Origin of the sequence: Streptococcus sp. 2_1_36FAA (assembly GCF_000161955.2) — a bacterium.
In the GTDB taxonomy this organism is placed as follows: Bacteria; Bacillota; Bacilli; order Lactobacillales; family Streptococcaceae; genus Streptococcus; species Streptococcus gordonii.
In genome coordinates this window covers 340523-363541 of record NZ_KI391973.1, presented here as the reverse complement: position 1 = coordinate 363541, position 23019 = coordinate 340523, and the positions used below count along the sequence as shown (strand labels likewise).

The 23019-nt window shown below is 36.0% G+C and carries 18 protein-coding genes and 4 pseudogenes; 3 read left to right on the top strand and 19 right to left on the bottom strand.

What is annotated here, in order from left to right:
- Positions 1-51 precede the first annotated feature (51 nt).
- The 3 genes from HMPREF0847_RS01765 to HMPREF0847_RS01755 all read left to right on the top strand — a co-directional run bounded on the left by HMPREF0847_RS01765 (position 52) and on the right by HMPREF0847_RS01755 (position 2283).
- Positions 52-756 carry an ABC transporter ATP-binding protein gene (locus tag HMPREF0847_RS01765; RefSeq protein WP_008809279.1) on the top strand — a complete coding sequence of 235 codons (705 nt, stop codon included), beginning with the start codon at positions 52-54 and terminating at the stop codon, positions 754-756.
- 11 nt (positions 757-767) lie between these two features.
- Positions 768-1568 (top strand): hypothetical protein, encoded by an 801-nt coding sequence (locus HMPREF0847_RS01760; protein WP_008809280.1) that lies wholly within the window; start codon positions 768-770, stop codon positions 1566-1568.
- 124 nt (positions 1569-1692) lie between these two features.
- Positions 1693-2283, top strand: coding sequence for a hypothetical protein (locus HMPREF0847_RS01755; protein WP_008809281.1), 591 nt, complete (start codon positions 1693-1695; stop codon positions 2281-2283).
- A gap of 96 nt (positions 2284-2379) precedes the next feature.
- On the opposite strand, the gene HMPREF0847_RS01750 is transcribed toward HMPREF0847_RS01755, so the two are convergent.
- From HMPREF0847_RS01750 to HMPREF0847_RS01665, 19 genes and pseudogenes are all read right to left on the bottom strand, one after another.
- Positions 2380-2691 (bottom strand): hypothetical protein, encoded by a 312-nt coding sequence (locus HMPREF0847_RS01750; RefSeq protein WP_008809282.1) that lies wholly within the window; start codon positions 2689-2691, stop codon positions 2380-2382.
- A gap of 45 nt (positions 2692-2736) precedes the next feature.
- A complete protein-coding gene (locus HMPREF0847_RS01745) occupies positions 2737-3582 on the bottom strand; it encodes a DUF4300 family protein (RefSeq protein ID WP_008809283.1) in 846 nt (281 codons plus the stop codon).
- Between the two features lie 33 nt (positions 3583-3615).
- Positions 3616-4158 carry a ClbS/DfsB family four-helix bundle protein gene (locus HMPREF0847_RS01740; protein WP_008809284.1) on the bottom strand — a complete coding sequence of 181 codons (543 nt, stop codon included), beginning with the start codon at positions 4156-4158 and terminating at the stop codon, positions 3616-3618.
- A gap of 46 nt (positions 4159-4204) precedes the next feature.
- Entirely contained in the window at positions 4205-4702 is a 498-nt protein-coding gene (locus HMPREF0847_RS01735) for a hypothetical protein (RefSeq protein WP_008809285.1), read from the bottom strand.
- 85 nt (positions 4703-4787) lie between these two features.
- Entirely contained in the window at positions 4788-6545 is a 1758-nt protein-coding gene (locus HMPREF0847_RS01730) for a glycoside hydrolase family 13 protein (RefSeq protein WP_008809286.1), read from the bottom strand.
- A 184-nt stretch (positions 6546-6729) separates the two neighbouring features.
- Positions 6730-7057 (bottom strand): annotated as a pseudogene (locus tag HMPREF0847_RS10995) (SAG1252 family conjugative relaxosome accessory protein).
- Between the two features lie 383 nt (positions 7058-7440).
- Positions 7441-10077, bottom strand: coding sequence for an AAA family ATPase (locus HMPREF0847_RS01720; protein ID WP_020992606.1), 2637 nt, complete (start codon positions 10075-10077; stop codon positions 7441-7443).
- Positions 10070-10609 carry an ABC-three component system middle component 1 gene (locus HMPREF0847_RS01715; protein ID WP_008809290.1) on the bottom strand — a complete coding sequence of 180 codons (540 nt, stop codon included), beginning with the start codon at positions 10607-10609 and terminating at the stop codon, positions 10070-10072. The genes HMPREF0847_RS01720 and HMPREF0847_RS01715 overlap by 8 nt, the downstream gene beginning before the upstream one ends.
- Positions 10596-12209, bottom strand: coding sequence for a dsDNA nuclease domain-containing protein (locus tag HMPREF0847_RS01710; RefSeq protein ID WP_037622229.1), 1614 nt, complete (start codon positions 12207-12209; stop codon positions 10596-10598). Before HMPREF0847_RS01710 ends, HMPREF0847_RS01715 begins: the two co-directional genes overlap by 14 nt.
- Positions 12210-12222: 13 nt before the next feature.
- Positions 12223-13005, bottom strand: a pseudogene (locus HMPREF0847_RS01705) (zeta toxin family protein).
- Positions 13005-13480, bottom strand: a pseudogene (pezA, locus tag HMPREF0847_RS01700) (type II toxin-antitoxin system antitoxin PezA). The pseudogenes HMPREF0847_RS01705 and pezA overlap by 1 nt, the downstream one beginning before the upstream one ends.
- 166 nt (positions 13481-13646) lie before the next feature.
- Positions 13647-15189 (bottom strand): annotated as a pseudogene (gggC, locus tag HMPREF0847_RS01695) (streptosactin export ABC transporter GggC).
- Positions 15190-15394: 205 nt separating this feature from the next.
- Complete coding sequence (locus HMPREF0847_RS01690) at positions 15395-16690, bottom strand: hypothetical protein (RefSeq protein ID WP_008809295.1); 1296 nt, start codon at positions 16688-16690, stop codon at positions 15395-15397.
- Between the two features lie 22 nt (positions 16691-16712).
- Positions 16713-17777 carry a hypothetical protein gene (locus HMPREF0847_RS01685; RefSeq protein ID WP_008809296.1) on the bottom strand — a complete coding sequence of 355 codons (1065 nt, stop codon included), beginning with the start codon at positions 17775-17777 and terminating at the stop codon, positions 16713-16715.
- Between the two features lie 432 nt (positions 17778-18209).
- The gene (locus HMPREF0847_RS01680; RefSeq protein WP_008809297.1) at positions 18210-18794 is read right to left on the bottom strand and encodes a TMEM175 family protein; all 585 of its coding nucleotides are present in this window, start codon (positions 18792-18794) and stop codon (positions 18210-18212) included.
- Positions 18795-18983: 189 nt separating this feature from the next.
- The gene (locus tag HMPREF0847_RS10990; protein WP_020992605.1) at positions 18984-19112 is read right to left on the bottom strand and encodes a hypothetical protein; all 129 of its coding nucleotides are present in this window, start codon (positions 19110-19112) and stop codon (positions 18984-18986) included.
- 11 nt (positions 19113-19123) lie between these two features.
- Positions 19124-19930 (bottom strand): alpha/beta fold hydrolase, encoded by an 807-nt coding sequence (locus HMPREF0847_RS01675; protein ID WP_008809298.1) that lies wholly within the window; start codon positions 19928-19930, stop codon positions 19124-19126.
- 288 nt (positions 19931-20218) lie between these two features.
- Entirely contained in the window at positions 20219-21589 is a 1371-nt protein-coding gene (gene rlmD, locus HMPREF0847_RS01670; protein WP_020992604.1) for a 23S rRNA (uracil(1939)-C(5))-methyltransferase RlmD, read from the bottom strand.
- An 86-nt stretch (positions 21590-21675) separates the two neighbouring features.
- A complete protein-coding gene (locus HMPREF0847_RS01665; RefSeq protein WP_008809300.1) occupies positions 21676-23007 on the bottom strand; it encodes an LCP family protein in 1332 nt (443 codons plus the stop codon).
- Positions 23008-23019: the final 12 nt, after the last annotated feature.

The following is a 23019-nucleotide window of genomic DNA, read 5'->3' as shown; positions in this document are numbered from 1 at the left end:
CAATACCGCATGATGCTGTCTTGTTAGCTTTGTATCTTTTAGGAGGTTTATATGTCAACTTCATCTTTGCTTCGTTTGGAGCATGTTCAAAAGAATTATGGAAAGACTGAAGCTCTTTCTGGTGTTAACTTGGATATCCAACCTGGACGTATTGTTGGTTTGCTAGGACCAAATGGTAGTGGAAAAACAACTATCATCAAACTTATCAATGGTCTTCTGCAACCGACTTCTGGACAGGTTCTTATCAACGGAGAAAAACCTTCTCCAAAAACGAAAAAGGCTGTCTCTTATCTACCAGATACAACTTATCTTGGTGATAATATGAAAATTAAAGAAGTATTTGCTATGTTCAAAGACTTCTATTCTGACTTTGATGAAGAAAAGGCCAACCACCTTTTAGAAGATCTCAATTTAGACGAAAAAAGTCGTTTGAAGAATCTTTCAAAAGGTAATAAAGAAAAGGTTCAATTGATCCTAGTTATGAGTCGAAAGGCTGATCTCTACGTTCTTGATGAACCAATTGGTGGTGTGGATCCGGCAGCCAGAGACTATATTTTGAAGACAATTATTCAAAACCGTTCAGAGAATTCTTCTGTGTTGATCTCTACCCACTTGATTTCCGATATCGAAGATATTCTTGATGATGTCATCTTTATCAAAGATGGGGAAATCTTGTTGCAGGAAGATGCTAATGAGCTTCGCAGAAAACATGACAACACTATTGACCATATCTTCCGTGATCAGTTTAGAATTTAAAGGAGAGATTTATGTTTGGGAAATTATTAAAATATGAATTTAAAGCAGCCGGAAAATTATATGGCGTCTTGTTCTTAATTCTGGCTATTGTCTCATCAATATTTGGTCTGATGCTGTCTAACAGTATATCTACTGGAATTACGTCAGATGATGCTGTCTCAGCAGTCTATTCATTCTTTACTATTGTATTCTTTTCAACCTGTACAGCACTTGTTATTTCTAACCTAGTCATTACCATTAGACGTTTCTATCAAAATATTTTTGGTCGTGAAGCATACTTGACTTGGACACTGCCCGCAAATGCCCACCAAATCATCCTTTCAAAAATGACAATGGCAACTATTTGGTATATTGCGAGCGTCTTGGGAATTTTCCTAAGCATCATCTGGATGGCTTTTCTTGTAGCTCTTGGTTCAGGGGTTGATGTCCTCAATAAAATTGGTCTTCTTCTTTCCTACATTCCATTGATTCCTACTCTTCAAATAGCCTTCTATTTGCTTCTAGGTTCGATTTCTTTTGTATTATTCCTATACTTGTCTATTTCCATTGGACAGCTTTTCCAAAATCATCGCATTTTAATGTCCTTTGTAGCAGCCTTTGTTCTATGGATTATAATAGGAGTACTGAATCGTCAGCTTTATTTCACAAATCCTTTCATCTATGCGATTACCTATGCACAATATGTTGGTTCTTATTCCCAACCGCCTATTCAGTTCTCATTCCTGTCTGCTTATACTTATGAGATTATAAAACTTCTTCTTTTCTATTTTGGGGTTTACTATATTACTCGAACTAAGCTAAACCTTGAATAAAAATCTTAAATCATCAAAAAAACAATCAGAAATTTACTTGATTGTTTTTTTACTCTAGTTTTCAAGGGCGCTTATTCGTGTTACAATAAGACTGTATATTATTTTATTTAAAGGAGTTGCTTTCATGCAAAAAGAAATCAAAGCTTCTGTTACGTCTTCACTAATCTGGGTTATTTTGGGAAGCCTTGGCCTGCTATTTCTGCTTTTGAACCTACCATCTGCTCTCCAAAAAAATGACACCATTGGACTCGTATTCTCTGGAATCTTTGGAATTATTCTTTTGGGGATCATTATTGCTTTTGGCCACTTGGCTATAAAAGCACCTCAAAAAATCCGAGAAAAATACCAAAGTATTTACGAACGCTATCCTGAGCTCACAGACCAGCACCAGCTCATCCAAGAAAAGGCACTCGTTAAAGATGATTTTAACTCTCTTTATCTCTATCGAGACGCTCTCTTTCTCGTTAAAAAGAGACTCCTTATGCCTGTTTACTTAGATGAAATTGAGTCTATCACTTTAAAAATTGAGTGGGTTCATGCTGGCAATGTAAAAACAAAAAATTTCTTCCTTTATACAAAAAATGGGAAAGAGCAACAAAAGATTGGTTTGGGAATCATCGATCCCAACAAATACCAACACTTGATGGCATTTTTTGAAAAGGTACTAGAATTGAAACCTAACCTAGTTTTCCAAAACGAGGTTGAAAATAAATAATATAAAACAAGTGACCGCATCTTTTATTGATGCCGTCACTTGTTTTTTGTATGCAAGTATTAAGTCAAACTTTTTTCAGACCACCTTGAAATTCGCTTACTTAATCTTATGTTTATTCATCTTTTCTTCAAAGATGCTTGTCATAATGGCGCGCAATTCTTCTCTTTCTTTGTCAGGAAGTTCGCCTTGCTGCTTAGCGACAGCGTATAGTTCAGGATATTGCTTGGCAACTCGCTCAACGGTCTTAGTCGTCGCATGCCCTCTAACAAAGAAAGGAATCCTCTTAATCCATTCTTGGGGCACGAGTGCCAGAATCTTTTTAGCAGCTTCCTTATCGGAAATTTCTGCAGTGCTGAGCCCTTGATTGATCTGCTCCTGCTCTTTTTCTGTAAAATCTTTTAATTCCATACGATAAATCTCACTCTTCTATTTTCTTAATGCTAACAGAGCACACTATTTACCCTCTACCCACTTATCATTATCCATGATAAAGGGCTTAGCCAGGCCTTCCCCTGTGTAGTCTTTATATTTGGTCTGCAAGTATTTGTAGACATCTTCCTTGGTCGCAAATTTGATTGCCTGATAGGGCTCTTCAAAGGTCAGTTTTTCGATAAACAAATATCCGTCTTTGTCTGGAACCAAGACACCGACATGACCTACAAAGAGAGAATCACCGTCAAGATTGTCGTGAACAATGACCGAGAGCATTCGAGCCTTTTCATTAAACTTGAACTGTTTGAAGTATTCCTCCATCTTCTTAGCATGGACTTTTACATCTTGAGTCGCTTCAGTCTTGACTCTTGAAAACAGGATATTAAATTCTTCCTTGTCCTTGGCATCGAAGAGCTTGCCCTTGTCAATCGCGTCATTATCTATGAACAAGAGTTCGTCATCTTTTTCTATTTGAGGGATTTCGATGCTATTTTTCAGCAAAGTATAAGTATTAATCCGACAATTTGTCCCGATAAAATCGCCCTTCTTTGCCTGCCATAAAGGATTGATTTTTTCTACATCATATTCCGTTTTGGTAAACTTAGTGAAATCGCCCCTTAATCCGGTCGATCCGACAAGGCCATTGTAGTCATTGACTAGATTGACAAAGTTATCGACACTGTCTTTATCCAAATGAGCTGATAACAAACTCCTCACTTCCTCGACACTCTTTTTACTGTTTAGATTTGAATAGGTCGATGTAGTTTGACTTGTTTCTTTATTTTTCTGCGAACTAGTACATGCTGCCAGCCCAAAAGCAATAGCCAGGCAGGCACAGGACATGATTATTTTGCTGTATTTCTTCATTCTTATTTCTCTCTAATTCTTGTCTTCTACAGACTATTTTGCCTTACAATTTTTCTGATGAGCTTTCAACTTTTTCATTGCCCAATCATAATGGCTGGAAGTAGCACTTACAAAATAGGAACCTAGTACAGTGCCTCCGACCCATTTATAGACATCTTTTGAAAACAAGTCTTCATTTGTAAATGTGTCTACCAACTTCAAAACATCTTGATGGGACTGACGAAAGATCTCAGTTGCCTCTTCAAGAGAAGTATTTTGATGCTTCTGCCAAAATTCCAGATTCAGCTCTCCATAAGTCTTCCAGTTATAGGGCGCAGGAAGAAAGGGCTGCTCTTGACCCTTTTGATTGGAATGCACCCAATTCAACAAGAGCTGATGCCATTCATAGAGGTGAATCAAAACATCTCTTAGATTTTTATCTCGTCTCCAATGGGCCTCTTTCTTCTTTTCATCCCGAGAAAAATCAAAAGGCGTATTTAGCTCTTCATCAGACAGTTTGGAAATAAGAGTTTGTAGCTTCTCAAAGTTTTCCTTAGCAGCTAGCATCAAATCTTCTTTAGTTTTCGGTCTTGGCATAAGATTGCGCTCCTTTGTAACTTTCAGCTCTTGGAAATCATCAGCATTATAAGATTTTCTCAATTTCCTTTGCTATTTTACTCTTTTTCAATTTCCTATGTCTAAGGTATCTCCATAAAACAGCAGGATTCAAGCTGTAGGACAATTGCAGTAGATAGTAATTTACCCACTCTATAAGAGCAAACATCCAAATCGAAAAAGAAATAATGAACGTGGAAACTTCTCCGTGATTCAATAATATCACAAAAATTCCAGTAGCTAGTAAAATAAAATCCAATTTCTTCAATATCTTGTAAATCTTTCCAGTATACTTTTCAGCAAATCTCGGATTGGAAATCCTCTTGATTAAAATCCACCAAAAAACGGATCCTTGTATCAAGATAAAAGTTAGGAGAAACAAGGAGAAAGAAATAGAAATGAAGGCTTTAGTAGTGAGAATCCACTTTTTAAGCAGGAAAAAATTCATCCAAAATACTACAACAGCTGCCAATTCCCCGCTAGCTAGATTAGTCAACTTTTGCTTCAGAAGCTCTTTTGATTTCATCTTACACCACCATGAAAAAATTCTAACATTTTAAAAAAGAAGGTTTAAAGATCCTGTTTGCCCGAGTTCCTTTGTTTCTACTCCATTACTTTTTAGACTCATCACAATAAACTACAAATCCCTTTGGTAAGATGACAAGTTGCTGGCCATCAGTTTGGCATCGACTCACCAAATCAGCTGAATCTTTGTCTAAGAGATAATTCTCTTTGGACTGATTAAAAATGGCTCGGATTACTTGATGATCATGTTGCCATTCTAAAGCCAGCACATCAGGAGCGATTTCTTCTAAGGTAAATTTCCCATGCTGAATAATGTCCGCAATTTCCTTGCGAAGCTGAATCAAGTCCTTCATAAAATTGAGCATGTCATTGCTATTAGAAACCCTGTCCCAAGGCATAACCCGTCTACAATCCGGGTCCGTACCTCCGCCCAATTCTAGCTCGGTCCCATAATAGATACAAGGCGTCCCCCTTTGTAAAAAGAGAAAGGCGAGTGCAGATTTGACAAGCTGGATATCTGCTTGAGCTGTCGTCAAGATGCGCTCCGTATCATGCGAATCCAAGAGATTAAACATGACCTCAGAAATCTGCTGCTTGTAGTACATGGACTGGCAGTTAATCTCAGCTATGAATTGACTGGTCTTCTTGCTCCTGCTCAAAAAGTAGTCCTTGATACTATCGGATAGGGGATAATTCATGACAGCGTGAAACTCATCGCCATTTAGCCAAGGCTGAGACGTATGCCAAACCTCTCCGAGAATATAAAGGTCAGACTTTTTGGCCAAAACGGCCTTGCGGAAATCACGCCAAAATTGGTGATCAACCTCATTAGCCACATCCAGCCGCCAAGCATCAATATCAAAATGTTCAATCCAATAGGTCGCAACGCTTAAGAGATAGTCTTTCACCTCGGGATTTGCCGTGTTTAACTTAGGCATGTAGCTGGCAAAAGCAAAGGTATGATAAGGCAGTTCTTTGGGATTCACGAACTTGTCATTCGTCACTGGAAACTCTTGAATGTGGAACCAATCTTTGTAAGCTGACTTTTCACCATGTTTGAGAACATCCTGCCATTGAGCGGATTGATCGCCCATATGATTGAAAACCGCATCCAGCATGACCTTCATGCCACGCTGATGAGCTTGCTCCACCAGTTGACGGAAAGTCTCCTTGTTCCCAAAGTGTCGATCGATTTCAAAGTAATACGTCGTATTGTACTTGTGATTACTTGGAGATTCAAAGATGGGACAGAGGTAAAGCCCTGTAATGCCCAAGTCTTGCAAATAATCCAGATGGTCAATAATCCCCTGTAAATCCCCACCAAAGAAATCACTACTTTTAGGTCTGATTGACGAATCCCAATCTAGGGATCCTTCTGGTGAAAGCTCGGCATTTCCATTGGCAAATCGTTCTGGAAAAATCTGATACCAGACCGTTTTTGAAACCCAGTCAGGAACCTGGCAACCATCAATCTCATGAATATAAGGGAGTTTAAAGCCATTGCCCTCTAAAGCAAGGTTTTCTGGACAATTGTCTGTGAAACCTTTATCTCCATACAAGATGCTTTGACCTTTTTTATCCTTAAGCTCAAACAGATACTGGATCCTAGCAAAGCGCACAGAGACAGCCACTTGCCAATAATCAAATAAGGCATCAGAGGTCACCTTGACCATATCTTTCACATCTTCATAAGAATCCTCAATAAAAATAAAGGGATCCCCATAGTGCAAAACGATTTTCTCTATATCCTCTTTCTTAGTCCTAATTCTGATATGCACTTGACGTTCTTTATAAAGGTAGGCATACTCCGACTCCGGTCTATGATAAATGGCTGTTAATTCCATATTTTGTCTCCTAAACTATCTCTTTCAATTTTTAAAGCAAACGTTTTCATAATGTGACTCTAGTATACTATTTTAAAAAAATGATTGCAAGCTATTGTTCAAGTTTGGGAATAGGAGGTATATCTTTTCAAAAAATATCAAAACTTTTATACCTCGAAACAGCACAACAATGAAGGTTTATTTTCTAAATATATTTCTCACAGAAGTCTTGACTAAAGGGAATGGAATTCCTGACCTCCTTAATCAATTCCTGCACTCAAGTTAAGAGAATGGACACATAATCTTTGGTGACTTGATGTTTTATCTGTGCCAAGATTAAAATCTCATGAACATCGCGACTGATTTGTTCCATCTTTTGAGATTGCCAGAGGGCAAACCAGCTCTCCATTTGTTTTTTGTGAATCAGAGGGGAGTAGACTTTTTCAGAGAAAATCAGAAAAATTGACTTCTCCTTTTTCTCTCGCATCTGTTAGTCGAAATTGTTTCCGAATATCACGTAAATCTCTTTTCATACTGCTACTTCCTTTCCAAATACCTGTACTGACAGTGTAGGCTACCGTACAATATCCGTACACTTTTTCAAAAAACTGATTATCATCCTTGTAATGCTTTGCGAGCTCAGTTATCATGGTAAAAATAACCCTAAAATCATATCGTCTGTCCTCCCAAACCTCACGGTTCAGAAACACAAACGATATGAAAATGTAGTAGCAAGTCCCCAACCCCCCAGAGAAAAATCTTAGTTGGATTTTTTAAGTTGAGAAAAGTATAGCAGAAGAAATTTGGAGGATTCATCACAAGGGAATGAGGGGATGAAATAGGAAATGAAAAAAGAGAGTCAAGAATTCTTGACTCTCAACTCTAAACATACATATAATCCCCTATGGATTTAGCCTTAATTTAAAATATTATCATAACTATTGTTTTCAGCATCCAAATAATATACAGAAATATCGTCTAAGCGAAGTTCATTTTTTTTCAGAAATAGATTTACATATTTTACATCATGTGTAGTGAAAATGAGTTGCTTTTTTAATTGACTGAGAACATCAATCATAGAGAATTGATTAATGTCATCCATATTTTGAATAGGATCATCTATACCAATAAAATCAATCACTGTGCTATTCTGACTAATATTCTTCGCAATAAAAATAGCGATTGCTAAGACGTTCAGTTGTCCAGAGCTTAAAACATTAGCAGCGTTAGTAGTTCCATCACTATTTTTTATTTCAATATCTAACGTATTATCATCATCATTTATATTGAAATATAAATTTCTATAACTTGATACATTCGGATTAAGGTAATTAAAATATTGTTGGATAATTGATTCATTGCTGTTAATTAACTGAACAAAGTTATATGATTCATTAATCTTCTTTATTTCTTCATCTACAATTTCCAATTTTTCTTTCAATGCTATGATAGTTTTTTGAGGTTGCTGCAAAGATTCCTTTTTTTGACGTATATTTTCATTTAAAGTATTATATCTAATAACATCTTGATAATTTTTTAACTCTTGAGCTAGTGAAATAATTTTATTATTTTTGTCATCAATTAAATTTGACAGGACATTCGGAATATCATTATAATTGCTAACAGAATATTCCTTGGCATATTCATCAATCATTTCACTCACATTGTTCAGCAAATTCAAGAGGCTATTCTTTTCCTCTAAATCATCCTTTTGGTCATTTTGAAGTATTAATAATTTGTCTTGTTTTTTTAATAATTCCTCATTTTTTGACAATAATTCTTTTAAATTTAAACCTGAGAATTCAATATCAGATATTTCCGCCAACTGTTCTTCGATTATACTCTTTTTATTTTTTAACTCTAGATACTTTTTACATTTTTCAATAGTATTTTGAGATTCATTTATAAAATACTCCAACTGTTCTTTATCTAATGTAAAGTTGTCTTTAACATATAGATAATCACCCAATATAATGTCTAGTTTTGTCTGGATTTCGTTTTCTTGATATTTTAATTTGGATATATCTGATTGAATTGTACGAACTTCTTCTTGTTTATTCAAAATGCTTGATTCAGTCTCGTTTATTCGTTTCCTAAATCCACTAATTTTTTCAGCTGTAATGTTACTTTGTTCCAATAGATTGGTAATACGCTCATCAAAATGTTTGGGGGCATTTTTAACGGACTGACTGCAAACCGGGCAAGTGTTTTCAAATTCCTTATGGTCACTCACAAATTTATATGCCTCTTGAACTAATTGAATCAGTGAATCAATATCATTCTTTGATTCAACTATGCTAAACTCTGACTTTAATTCAGCTACCCTATCTTGTAATACTTGGATTTCGCCTTCTAATTTTTCATTTTTTTGATTAAACTCGTCAATAGATTTTGGAATTTGTTCCTTATCGTTTATTAAATTGTAATAGTTTACAATATGAGACAAAGCATATTGATACTTTTCAATCTGCCCCTTTAATTCCTCAATCTTCTTTTGTATATCTTTATCCGTTTCAAAAGTTAATCCGTCAAAGTTAGAATTAGACAACTTATTTTTTATATCTATAAATTCAGATTGATAAAGCTTATTTTTAGATAAAAATTCCTCTTCTTTATTTGCTTGTTCAATATTCTTCTTATTTTGTTCTAATAAATTATCATTCAAGGCAGAATCTTTTAAGTTTTTTTCTTGAGCGATTTGAAGTTCTTTTATCTCATATTCTAGTGATTTAATTGTGTTAGCAATCTGATTTAGATCACCAATATCCTGTTTAATATTATTATACTGCAAATTAAATCGTGTAAGTCTCTCTTCAATCTGAGCTTTACTTTTCTGTAGCTCATTATTTTCTTTTTGTTTATCCTCGAAACTAGAATTACTTATTTCATCAGTAATCAGATATTTATATCCATAGTCAATTTTTGATTCTTGAAGACTAATTTCAGTTTGAAGAGAATTCACAAAATCTTCTTTTCTCTCCATTTCACTCTTTAGCAGAGTTCTAACCTTTTCGTAATTCTCCTTTAAGTTAGTTATTTCATTCATCCCCAGTATCGAGGATAGTACCCTATAACGATCGTTCGCAGTATCACTCGCAATGAAATCCAGCACCTGATCTTGAGCAAGCAAGGAGGAGTTCAGAAATTCTTGAATATCAAATTTTTCATTATTTGAATACTTGAATAATTCCTCGATACGTTCTTTTACATTGTTATCTCCTCGTACGGTTTTATTGCCATCATTACAATAAACTGTAATATTACCTTTTCTTGGTGCTACCCTTTTCAAAGATAGATTAGTTGTAAAGATAATTTCAACTGCACATTCATCGGAGTCTTTATTTATTAGCACGCTTTTCAAGATTTCTACACTACCGATGTTTTTGAATCTATCAACATTTCCTGTTAAACACCATTGGATCGCGTCAAAAACTGAACTTTTCCCATTTCCATTATCTCCTAAAAAGATAGTAACATCTTTTGAAAAATCAAACTGATGTGTACCTTGAAAATTTCTAAAATTTTTAATTATTACTTGCTTCAATCTAATCATCATTTTCTCCTAAAAATTTTAACTCTTTTAAAGTTTCGGATATCTTAGATTTCGATAATTTTTTTCTATCCCCATCTTTGGCCATTAAATTTTTATACAAATCTTGAATCTGTACTGAAGGCGAATAGCTATGCCCCTTTACTCCATCGTTATCTATTTTATGTTCTGCCATATTTATAAACGGGATTCGTGAAATGTCCTTTTCATTTTGGATAACATATTTCCTAAGATTTCTTACATCTCTTTCGACATAATAATATTTTTCGTTAAACAAATTTATATCAACTAATACTAGCAAATAAGTATTCCATAAATTATATTCAACATGATTCTTGATAATCTCTCTAATACTTTTCGATATATTATTAATCTTCTCTCTAAGCGAATCATCTTGGGTAATTTGTTCATTGTATACAATTATTAATTTCCCATTTGCTTCATCATAAAAGGTAGGATAATCAATCTCCTGAACATTTACCTCTTTATATCGTGCTTTATTAATATAACTTCTCAACTCTTCAAATAATACCATCTAACTGTAACTCCTCAACAATTTTATTTTTCATCTCCACTAAATTATTATATTTTATTCTATCATCGTTTATTTCAGCCAATCTCTTTCGATGAGCATATAAAATATTTATTGGTGCCTGAACATCTTTAATATTATTAGTACTCATATCATCCAATTTAGGATTATTTATGCTAGGAGTTGTATAAAAATCTAACTCTTCTTTTTTTAATGTAGTATACTCACTACTATTTTCATTATAAAATTTACCTGAAATAATCACAGAAATATTCCCAGAATAAAAAATTCTAAATTTTTCTGAATCATCTAACCTCTGAAATAAATCTTTAAACTCTTTAATAATTTCTGAAGGCTCCCTAAAATTATCGTCATTTCCTAAAACCAAAAAGAGCAGTTTATCTAAATTAACTGATAAAATGTGTCTGTTTTTCTCGTCAATCTTTATATCACTTTCAATCGAAATCTTGAGGAATAACAATAATGAAAACAAGTCATTAAAATGTTCCTTACGGTCACTCTCCTCTAGCATTACATTAATACTCTCATTGTATTTTAAATACCTATTGATAATACCCATCATTGTTAAATCGCTAGATGACAAAGTCTTTTTTATCTCAACATCAAACCTATCCAAAAATATTCTAAACTCCTTAATAAAATCTGACTTCATTTTAGGATGAGAATATTCTTTGTCCAATTTTGTTAAGTAATCTGTGAAAATTTTCTCAGAACTTATATGATATGCATTTACTACTGAGTTTTCTAGTTGCTTTTTTATAATTCCTTTGAGTTTGTTTAACCTTTCACCACTAATTAATTGTACCGACGCATCTTCAGGGTTGTAACATGATTTAAAAAACTCGGAAATAATGTGATCAAGCATATCTTGCGATAGTTGATTGTTCACAAAACCTAAACTTATTGGTATATTCCTCACTACCTTTTCTTCTAATGATTCATGAGGTATATGTCTCATATTAAAGTTTTCAAAAGCTTGGTCCAGAAAATCCTCATTATTATCATTGTAATTAATAACTTTCGAACCAAAAGAAGCACTGATTATTTGTTTTGTCTCTTCAATACTTCTACTTTCCGAATCTGGATAAAATGGTGAAATATTAAAATTTTTTTGATCTTGAAAAAAACAGTTAGAAACTAATTCAAATTTTAAATTGAAGTCTTGTTTTTGTTTTATATTGAACGCAGTTATAAATAATTTGGGAATCCAGCTTTCTACTATTTTTTTATTTGCAGGTGCATAGGTGCTATTTTTAGTTTTCACTTGGATAAATTTTATTATTTTCTTTGAATTATTAAACAAAACAATATCTTGGTGATGATCTAAAAACATCCCATCCCAATCACCTTGGAATACTTCTCCCAAATAAAGTACAGCCACCATCATCTGATAATAAAATCCTGTCATAGCAATAATCCCACCATCATCTGAAGTCTCCTCTGCTAAAAGAATATCTTCAATATCCTCATTATTTATTGGAGCATGTAGTTTATCAATAGATTGACTAAAATCTATGTTTAGTATATTGTTTTTATCCTCAGTAAATAGATTATCAAAATGATTTTTTAAATTCTCTAACATAATCAATTATAACTTACTCCCTAATATTATCTCTTTCTTTGTTATGCGATTCTATCAACCGTTCCTCCCCTACCCTCAACATCTCCTTTTCTACCTGACTCCACTCTCCAAACAATAACTCATGAAGAACAACTGCTGCTGATATTTCATCATCTCTCGAATCGTAAACACAGGTCCTATCTCGTTGATAGATTTGGATTTGTTCAAAGATACCTAATTGCTCCAGCTGATGGGTGTTCTCAACTAGATTGTTCACTATCAAGTCATGATGTTCTTTTGGAATTGCTCTTGCTTAATTGGAATTGATAGCGTTTAGTTCTTCGTATCGGATAAGCATGCTCAAATAAGACAGCTCAGGCTTTGTAGCGATTAAAGATAGCTGAACTTCATAGCCTTTACTTATCAATAGTTCTGCTGTTTTCTTTGGTACGTCAACCGTTCGCAATGTCCCCTCAATCAAAAGATTGTAGCCCACCTCACTCAGTTTTTCTACCAAGGATTCCACCATCTGTCCTGCAAATTTTTTGGTGTATTCGACACTATCTTTACCATAAGTTCGCTGAAGGTCCAGGTAATGTGGATGTTGAGCTCGAAAACCATCGCCATCAATGATGATTATATTACCCTGAAATTCTTTGAGCTTGATACGGTGGATAGCCGTTTTACCAGCTCCACTCTGTCCTCCAAGCAAAATAGCGCCTGGATTTTTACTTACTTGTTTTCCTCTAGTCAGTGTGCGTAAATTGCGAGCCAAGGCATGATTAAACTCTTCTTCGGTATAATCCTGAATCCCCATCAAGCTACCATCCGTTTTTCTGATATTTCCAACATACGCTCGATTCCATCCAAGTAACCACTGTATCGCTCTAGTTCTTCAAAAGTAGTCACCAGATAAATGTTAGTATTGACCATATCATACAAATCATCACTCATTAAAACCACGGATTACTCTCATCGTCAAAGGCAATCTCTTGACTATCTTGATAACGATAGAGGCGAGCTAGTAAATTTGTGCCACGTTACTTGACAATCTCTATTTTTAATGTCAATTCATAATCTTCTACTGGGTTTAACATTTTCTCTTCCCCCACAATAGCGACATAGGATACATTGAATTTCTGGCAAATGGTGTCTATCAACTCCGTTGAAATAGGACTTGTCCCGTTTTCATAACGGCTCAGACTATTACGTGAAATACCAACAATCCGTGCAAATTCTGGTTGTGTCAAGTCGTTTGTCTTTCGTAAAGATTTTATATTGTCTCCAACCATGGCTCTCTCCTTTGATTTTATATCTCCATTATAGCACAAAATTATAACGCACCAATTTTGGTGCGTTAAGATTGCAGACAAAGTCCTCAGCACACAAATTTCTAAGGGCTTTGTCTGCAATCTGAGAATTGGCTCTGCCACTCCTTTCTGAAATCTATGCCTCCACCTATCTCTCCAATTTTATCACCTTATCATAGCGCTTCAAGTCCTCTTCGCTGTAGTGATGAATCACTTCTACGAGAGCTTGCGGGAGGGAGAAGAGAAGTCGGCTGATTTTCTCTTGGTTTTTGAGATCCAGATTGGCCTTGACCTCATCAGCCAGGATAAATTGGCGATTGTGATAGAGAGCACGGGCAATTTCTAGCCGCTGCTTCTCACCACCTGACAGAGTTTGATTGCTGGGTGTTTTTCCCTTGGAGATCTTTCAAACCAGTTTGCTGTAGAATCTCTTCCATCCTTACAGAATCCAGTTCTTGTCCCAAAGCGATATTTTCCTCTAGGCTCAAGCCATCAAAGACATGACTGGACTGGAGAATGTAGGCTCCTGCCTGATAAAGTTCATCCGAGCTTAGCTCTTGTCCATGGTAGCGAATCCGACCTTGACTAGGCTTGATTTCTCCATAAATGAGGTTAAGTAAGGTTGTTTTCCCAGACCCACTTTCTCCGATAATGGCGATCTTTTCTCCTTCCTCAATGGTAAGGTCGCAAGGGGCTAGAATTTCTTGATCATCACGCTCTACGCTGACTTGCTCTAGCTGGATAGGAAAGACGGAACTTTCAAGAACAGAAGGCTTCGTCAACTCCTCTCCCAGCAGTTTTTGATATTTATCACAAAGAGACTTGGCTGATTTTCTAGTATTGATAAAGTAAGATAGCTCTTGAAATTGGTAGCCGATATTGTGCGATACTAGGTAAATCCCAACAAAGCTGGCTGCAGATAGGTAGTTATAATAAGTCATGAAACCACCAATGACAATAGGCGCGACCGAGCAAAAGGCATCAATCCCATTGATAAAGAGGCTGTTTAGCGTCCGCTGCTTTTCATAGGCGATTTCTTGCTCTAAAGTCTTGTGCAAATCTTTGGAAAAAAGATTGTAAAACAAGCTTTGTCCCCGATAATGCCGTATGGGACGAGCACCCGCAATCATATTGGTCACCTGAGAGACATAGCCTTGGTTAGCCATGGACTTCTGCTTAGTAATCGCATCCAAGCGTTTAGAACCTATACTACTACAAAGAACCGGTATCGAATAAAAAATGATAAAAAGCAAGCCTAGATAAAAATTTGTCCAGAGTGCATAACAGATGGAAACGGTTGTAAATCCCAAAGAAGAAATGATAATGACAGTCGGCTCAATATAGTTATCTTCTAGCTGTTTCACATCATTTTCCAGGTCGGACAAAACCTCTTCATCCGCTATCCGACGGCTATATAAGAAAGTCTGAAAGATGGCCTGCTTAATACCCGACTTGAAGTCCGTCACCACTCGTGCATAGTAATAGCGTTTCCCCGCCAAACCCAGCAAGAGAATCAAATTCCCCACAATCCCCCAAATCAAGACCTGCCACAGCAAATGCAACTGGTGATTGGTAAAACTAGAGACAATATACTGAATCAAAGCTGGAGTAATGACAGCCTCCAGCCAAGTAATCATAATCGCCACAAAATAGAAGAATAAATACTTTTTAGTTACATAAGATCTAAGCATAGTCAATAAACCTCCTGAAGTTATTTACCAACTTAGATGGTCGTTTTTTCTTTAGACGGGGATATAAGAACTTAAAAATTCTTTCGCTAAAAGGTTTCTAGGATTTGACGGGCAAAGCTACACACTCAACATTTGGTGATATAGCATTCTTACACCATAAAACGAATATAGTTAGTCAAGTTTTAAATTATACTATGGAACGGAGTCACTGATCTTTATTTAATGCTTTTAATATCAATCGCTCCATCCGTGAAGAATAAAGGTATTTTCTCAATGAATCACTTACTCTCTTAAACCTGTATAATAGCTCCAAGTCATCATAAATAGACCAAGATAAAAGAGAAAGTTCCTCTTTCCTCCTCTTCTCAATTTTCTCTTGAGTAAAATCATTCTGATAAGTGTGGCGTTTAGCTAATTTATAAGTCATCCCCTTTTTAGTATAGAAAGACTTTTCGATTTTCTCTTCTGCATTCAATGTATGAAAATCCCAAAAATAAAAATACCATATATCAAACCGTTTAACAGAGAATATTCGTGTAAATTTCATTAATCTATCACTTGATAATTTAATAATAATTTCTCGTAACTCAGTCAGATCTGCTATCTCAACAAATTTAAATGACTCAATATCTCTGGGAATATAATACTGCTCCCCAACTAATGCTATATAGTTAGGAATCTCCTTATTTAAAAATGTTTCAACAATTGAGTCTTGGCAACTAATAACATAATCAAAATTTTCAGATAATTGATAGATATGTTTATCAATCCAAATCAATAATTTTTCGTATAATAAGACAACTTCTTCAAAATATTGACTATTTTCCTTATCAATTATTTTTCGAACATCACGTTTTTGGCTATAGAAATAGAAGAAAAAGACTATTGGTAATATCGTCATCAAAGCTACAAGGGCTGGTAATCTTGAAAAGATATCACCAGTATTTACTTTTATTTGTAAAATACCTCTTAGAAATTCTTGAAGCTTATACAAATAATATGCAATATCTCCTTTCAATTTTCCCAATGAAAAACAAGCAGATAAAAATGCAAAGAGCATAGGTGCACTTATTATAATTCTAAAAATATTAACTAACAGCTGAGCCAAGGAGAGCTTAGATAGCCCTCTCCAGACTGAGCTTTTTTCACTACTACCATAAGTTACCCAACCTAAACGTAATAATTTACTTAGTCTTAGCAAATAATAATTTAATCTAATTGCGTAGAGTGCAATTCCTATCTTCTTCGTTCTTACTGCGAATTGCCCTAGTTCACTCAAATAATAGCTTATACCGCTATATAACTTAATAATTACTAAATCATATATGAGTAATACAAAAAGTAATTCTATCCAATATATAAAAGTTAAATCCAACAAATTTCCTTGAGAAACGTTCAAATTAGTAGAAATAACTTCACTAACTATAATTTTTCCAAAAAATAGTAACAGTGCTACCATTATAAGTAGCGAGGTATATTTAAATATTTTACTAATCTTCATAATTCAACTCTCTCATAATTGTTTATCTGACAGTATCTACGATTTCTAACCAGTTCTCATACTCATCATAGATATACAATAATGTATTAAATAATTTCAAAAAATCTTTTTCTTCGATTTCCTTCTCCCAACGACCATGCCCCACCATGTGTCTATTTGGTTCATCAAGTGTAAATCTATTCGTATCTTTGAAAAAATTATACAACCAATGCATTAACCCTATTTCACTAAACGACTTCTCGATAAATATAGTATCAATTTCTTCAACAGCTTTATACCCAACAGGTATTCTCTTGCTTGAAGAAGTCCTTTCTGAAACTCTATTTAGTACGCCATCAATCGCCAAACTGCCTAAAGTGTATGCTGCATAAAAATTTTGATTTAAATAGCACTCAACCATTGATTTTACTAAGGGTTCTGAGTAACATTCCGACTTTTGCAAATCAATAATAAAATCCCCATCTCTTAGTTTGTCCCTAAGTAACTCAGTCCATTCTTCTTCCAATACATTCCAGTCCTTAGCAAGTATACGCCGATAAACATTTTTATCACGAAAATAAATAACCCATCCACTTTCTGCCAAAAGTTTAACTCCAGAAGTAATCTGTTCAATTTCCTCATATGTATAAGTCGAAGGCAGTGACTTTAAAAGTTCATTAACGTTACTAAAAATCTTTGAATAGTCAATTTGATAGCTAGCAATTAACTTTTTAGCTGATTCTGCAATGTTTTGAATGGCCTGTAAGTGTGTACTCGACAACATCTTATTGTACGAAACAATTACTTCTGACATAGCATTGGTAGCAATTTTGGACATTTGAATTGATAAAGTCAGACTTGGTGAAGGAGTCATTAAATTATCTATATTAACTAATTTAAATGCACTTAATACATTTGAAGTTGCAATGATTCCTAAAATATTAGAGGTGTTTACTGCTGCTTGAAAGTTACTAAGAGTATCAGACAAAATAGAAATTGCTAGAGTATTTTGTCCCAATTTAATCTTCTCAAATGAGTTTGCTACGTTGTCTAGTGCAATTTTTATAGAGTCTATATCAAAATTCTTCGCTCCATTACTATCAGTCATTTAATCCTCCAAAACAGCTTATTCATATAGTTCATTATACCATTAAAACTACAAAAAAGACTGCAACAAAATAGTCACAGTCTCTTACTATTCTATATCTGTTCCATCTAAAAATTTAACAGTAATATTTTCTGATTAGATAGTGATTCCGTTCAATATCTAGCACATATTTATCAGTTTGTAATACTTAATAAAAAATTCTAGATTTTCCGTAAGAATATAAACTACTCTTCTACTTCGCTGATACCTCCGCTCGTACAAGGAGTGACACTGCCTCCACATATCTTGACTGTTATTTCTTATATTGTGAAACTAAAAATAAGCCTCTATATAAAACTACTAAACGTAACATATGACAATATAAATTCAAAAATCTCAGCACCGAAAGCAGTAAAACTGCTCTTGGAAAGAGCAACTAAACTGATTAAACAATTAGACTTTAAATTGTCTTGGAATTACAATAAACAAAAGTGTTACTAGAACTGACAGTCCTACTCCTGCTGGGAAGATTGTCAGAGACAAGATGAGCCCTAACATTTTAATACCAATATCCCACCGCATCCAATGTTTTCGTCCTTGTCTTAGCGCATGCATCTCAGCTACATTATTCACTTCGTCCAAGGTACGGTAATACCATAATACTGAAAAGGTAATAAGTAAGACGATTACTCCATAGAATGCTTGCATGGTCCCATTGTCGAAATGGTTAGCTATGAGCTGTGTGGTATAGGGAAAGAGGGAAGAGAAAAAGAGCATAACAATAGTTGCCCAGACTGTTTTTTGGCTAACTTTTTTAATGAGATGTGAAGAAGAATGGATATTAACCCACATAGCTCCCAGCCAAAAGAAAGAAATACCATAGGCAAAAAAGTTTGTTCTAAGTTCCATTAGTCCTTGTAAATCAAAGGTTTTTGGCTTTTCCAACTCTAAAACCAAGATAGTCATAACAATGGCCAACACAGCATCAATAAAGGCTCCCAAACGTTCCTTTTCCATTATTTGCGGTTGTTTTTTCATCAAATAGTCCTTTCGATCCCATTCTATCCAAGTGCCTGATTATATCAGTCACACAATAACTTTATTTTTATATATGTTCAAGGCTCCAGTGGAGTTTTGAAGCATCTCGCCTTGAAATTCAAAAGCGAGCACAAAAAGTTTGGAGAACCTTTTGAGGATTAGCTACGTTTCACTAACAAGCTTACACACTCAGCAGTTCGGACTTACCGTATCATCTGTAAAAAAGCAGTCTTTCCGAAATAAAGGAAAATCCTTCGTTTTGATATTGTTCCATTCGTAAACTGAACCTACAATATCTCCAACTATTGCTCCTAGCATACGTTTCCTCCTTATGGCATATCAGATTCGTTACATTTTTCTAATGAATCACTCTTTAAAAATGGCACCACTAAATCAATCCACTCATAAGGCAGGTAAGCTGATAAATAGCCGTGGTTATAGCCCTTTGCTTCATACAAAATTGTATTTGAATGTAGCTGATGAAATAATTTCGCTGATTCTTTCACACAGTTCAATTCTTTTTCACCATAGATATACAGAACCTGAGCCTTGCTAGCAGAAATCATATCTTTCAGCTTGTAACATCCCATATAGTTTTTGTAAATGGTCACCAATGTTTTGACAGGCGTCCTTGGCAAATCCTCTAAATAATAAGCTTTTATTTCCTCTGGATAAGCCAGTTTAGGATAGAGTTTGTTCATCATGCTTAACTGAAGTTTGCAAGAGAATTTATTGAACATCAGTTTACCAAATAGAGACACTAGAAAAATGCTGATTTTAGCTAACCTTGGTTGAGGAATACAGAGGCTTCCATCTATGATGGCCTTCTCAGCAATTTCACTGTCTAAAGACAAAAGCTCCATGGCAATTTGACCACCAAGTGAAACACCACCGATTGCAAACAATTTCCCACCACAGTTTGCTTTGATATAGTCTAGAATCTCCAAAGCAGAATCTTCAGTAGAAACATAATCAAGTTGATATTCTTCGCCGTGACCATTCAAAGTAGGTAAAATAACACGGTATTTTTCTGACAAGATACGTGCTTGACGAAGGTAATTCCACCAAGAACTGCCACCACCGTGTATTAGTAAGATAGGAGGCAAATTCTTATTACCAAATTCATGGAATTTCATGTTTAAACTCCTTACTGTAGGACTTTCACTAGCTAATTTCCCTTGTTCAATCAGCTTGTACAAGCAGTGATACTGCCTCAACGTGATGCGTCTGTGGAACTCAAAAGGTTCGGGGAGTTCAAAGCTCCAGTGGAGCTTTGAAGCCTCTCGCCCTAAAATGAAAAAGCGAGAGAATTAGTTACGTTTCTCTAACAAACTTACACACTCAGCGGTTCGGACTTACCGTATCATTTCGTCGGTTGCTCTCCTCATTCTACGAGTCCTATCCCATGGGTGGAGCATCTACTTCTACTTCGCTGATACCTCAGCTCGTACAAGCAGTGATACCGCCTCAACATGGTGCGTTTGTGGAAAAAGATCAACCGGTTGGACTTTCTTCAACTCGTATCCTAATTCTTGATAGAGTTTGATATCACGCGCCATGGTTGCAACATTACAAGAGATATAGGCAATGCGGTCTGCTCCTGTTTGGGCGCTTGCCTTGATAAAGCTTTCAGTAAGGCCTTTTCTTGGTGGGTCCACTAGAATAAGACTTGGCTGGATTCCTTCTTTAAGCCAGTTCTTCATGGCATTTTCTGCTGTGTCACAGACATAGTGGGAGTTGGTGATTCCGTTGATTGCCGCATTCTTTTTGCTATTCTCAACTGCTTCTGGAATAACCTCAACACCATATACTTCCTTGACATGCTTCGCAACGGATAATCCAATCGTTCCAATTCCTGAGTAGGCATCAACAACCACATCATCTACTTTTAATCCTGCAAAGTCAATGGCTGTCTGATAAAGCTTTTCAGCCATTTGAGTATTGACCTGGTAAAAGGCTGGTCCAGCGATTTGGAAGTCGTTCCCCAACATTTGGTCAGTAATGTAATCTTGACCATACAATGTCCGCCACTCCTTGCCAAAAATCGCATTGGTATTTTGGTCGTTGATATTTTGTATGACAGACACAATCTCTGGGAATTGCTTGATGACTTGGTCAATCAATTGCTCCACTCGGAAAACTTTCGGACGAGTCGTTACCAAAATGACCATGATTTGTCCTGAATAGTGCCCACGTCGCACAACAAGGTTCCGAATCAAGCCAGATTGTTCCTTTTCATCATAAGGTTTCAAATCAAAACGACGGAGCAAATCTCGAAGAGCTACCACGACTTGGTCAATGACAGGATCTTGGATAAAGAAATCTTCAAGGGGCATAAGGTCATGCGAATTTTTACGGAAAAAACCAGTTTCCAAGACACCATTCACTCGACGAACAGGTACCTGCGCCTTGTTACGATACTTGACTGGATTCACCATACCAAGCGTTTCAGCGACCTCTACATCCGTAATTCCAGCAATCTTGTAGAGACTATCTTTGACTTGCTTGGTTTTAAACTTGAGTTGCTCTGGATAGGCAAGATGCCCCAAATCAGCAATCCCCGTTCGTAGATAAGCGAGGTCTAGGTCTTGATTGCGGTGTGGGGATTGAGTAAGATAGTCCTCAACTTTCCCATAACCAATCTTTTTATTGACCTTGAGGACTCGCATGAGGATTTTCTCAGTCGGTAGAGCATTTTCTACAAAGAAAACCAAGCCATCAACCTTGGCAACTCCTGCTCCCTCATGGGTCAAATCCACAATTTCAACTTCTACAATATCATTTTTCTTTAACATATTTTTCTCTTTCTGCTTTATCGCTCTGCCATTTTTCAAAAAGAAAAGGTAGAAACTTGTCCTACCTTCCATTATATCATAGATATCTATCTCAAGCCCATTTGCTGTAATTTGGCCTTATAGGCTTCAAAGTCGATCAAGAGACCTTGGCCACCGTACATGTCATAGGCATCTTGCCAGTCACCTAAGTCAGGAATGGTGACACGTTCAACTCCACCCGCTGCCCCACTCAAGAGAGACCAGCTATTGGTCAAAGGGAAAGTGTAAGGTAGATTTGTTGAGGTCATTGCATAGACCTTACCCAAAGCCTCTGAGCCTGAAAAGAGTTTCATTGGATTTTTGGATTGCTGGATCACGGCTGCCAATACTTCCTGCTGGCGACGAGTCCGACCGAAGTCACCTTCGTCGTCCTTACGAAAACGCGCATAGTTGAGCAAGGTTCTGCCATCCATCCGCTGCGGACCGACTTTAATGGTTTGATTGGGAACTACTCCATCCTTCATATTGAGGTCATCTGGGACTTCTACTTCCGTTACAGGCTGTCCATCAATCGTTGAAAATTGTGCATTCATCTCAACGCCTTCTGGAAAGAGTGTGTCAATAGCTGTCGCAAAGGTTGAAAAGTCTACCAAGGCATAATATTTGATATTGATATCAAAATTATCCTTGAGCATTTCACGCACCAATTCTGCCCCCTGGTGATTATTTTGCTCACCAATGGTATAGGCTGAATTGAGCTTCTGATCATACTCACCAGGCTGGCTGACACCTTCAATATTAACGAGAGTATCCCGCATGAAGCTGACTAATTTCAGTTTCTTGTCTTTGCCCCCAACATTGAGAACCATGATAGTATCAGTTCTCGTTTCGTCAGAAGTCTGCCCAACACGACCATCTGTCCCTAAAATAAGGATATTGGTTCCATTTGGACTATCTTCGCCATGAAAGACTTCAGCTGTCGGTTTGTTTTCAGCTGGTACTGACCAGACTCCTTTGATAAACATGACAAGCATTCCAGCCAATACGAGAACGATAAAAGTAAGCACCCATTTCAAGACACGACCAAAGGTCCATTTTTTCTTGCGTTTTTTGGGTTTCTTTTCCTCTCCCTCAGGACCTAGTTCAGTCTGACTTGGCTTTTCTATTCGCCGTTTTTTAGGCCTCTCAGCTTTTTCAGACTGTTGCCGATCCTTTCTGCGGTTTGTTCTATTTGGGTAAACAGGTAAAGAGTCTTCCAACTTGTCAGAAACAGGCTTTTCCTCTTCTCTGTAGCTAGGCTCAAAAATTTCTCCCTGAGCCTTACGCATCAGATAGTTATATTCTTCCTGTTCCCGCTCATTTAAGTAATGAAAGTTTTTATATAAATAATCTAAACGTAATTGTTCATGATGGCTCAGATTGTCTTGTTGTTTCGCCATATTTCCCCCGAC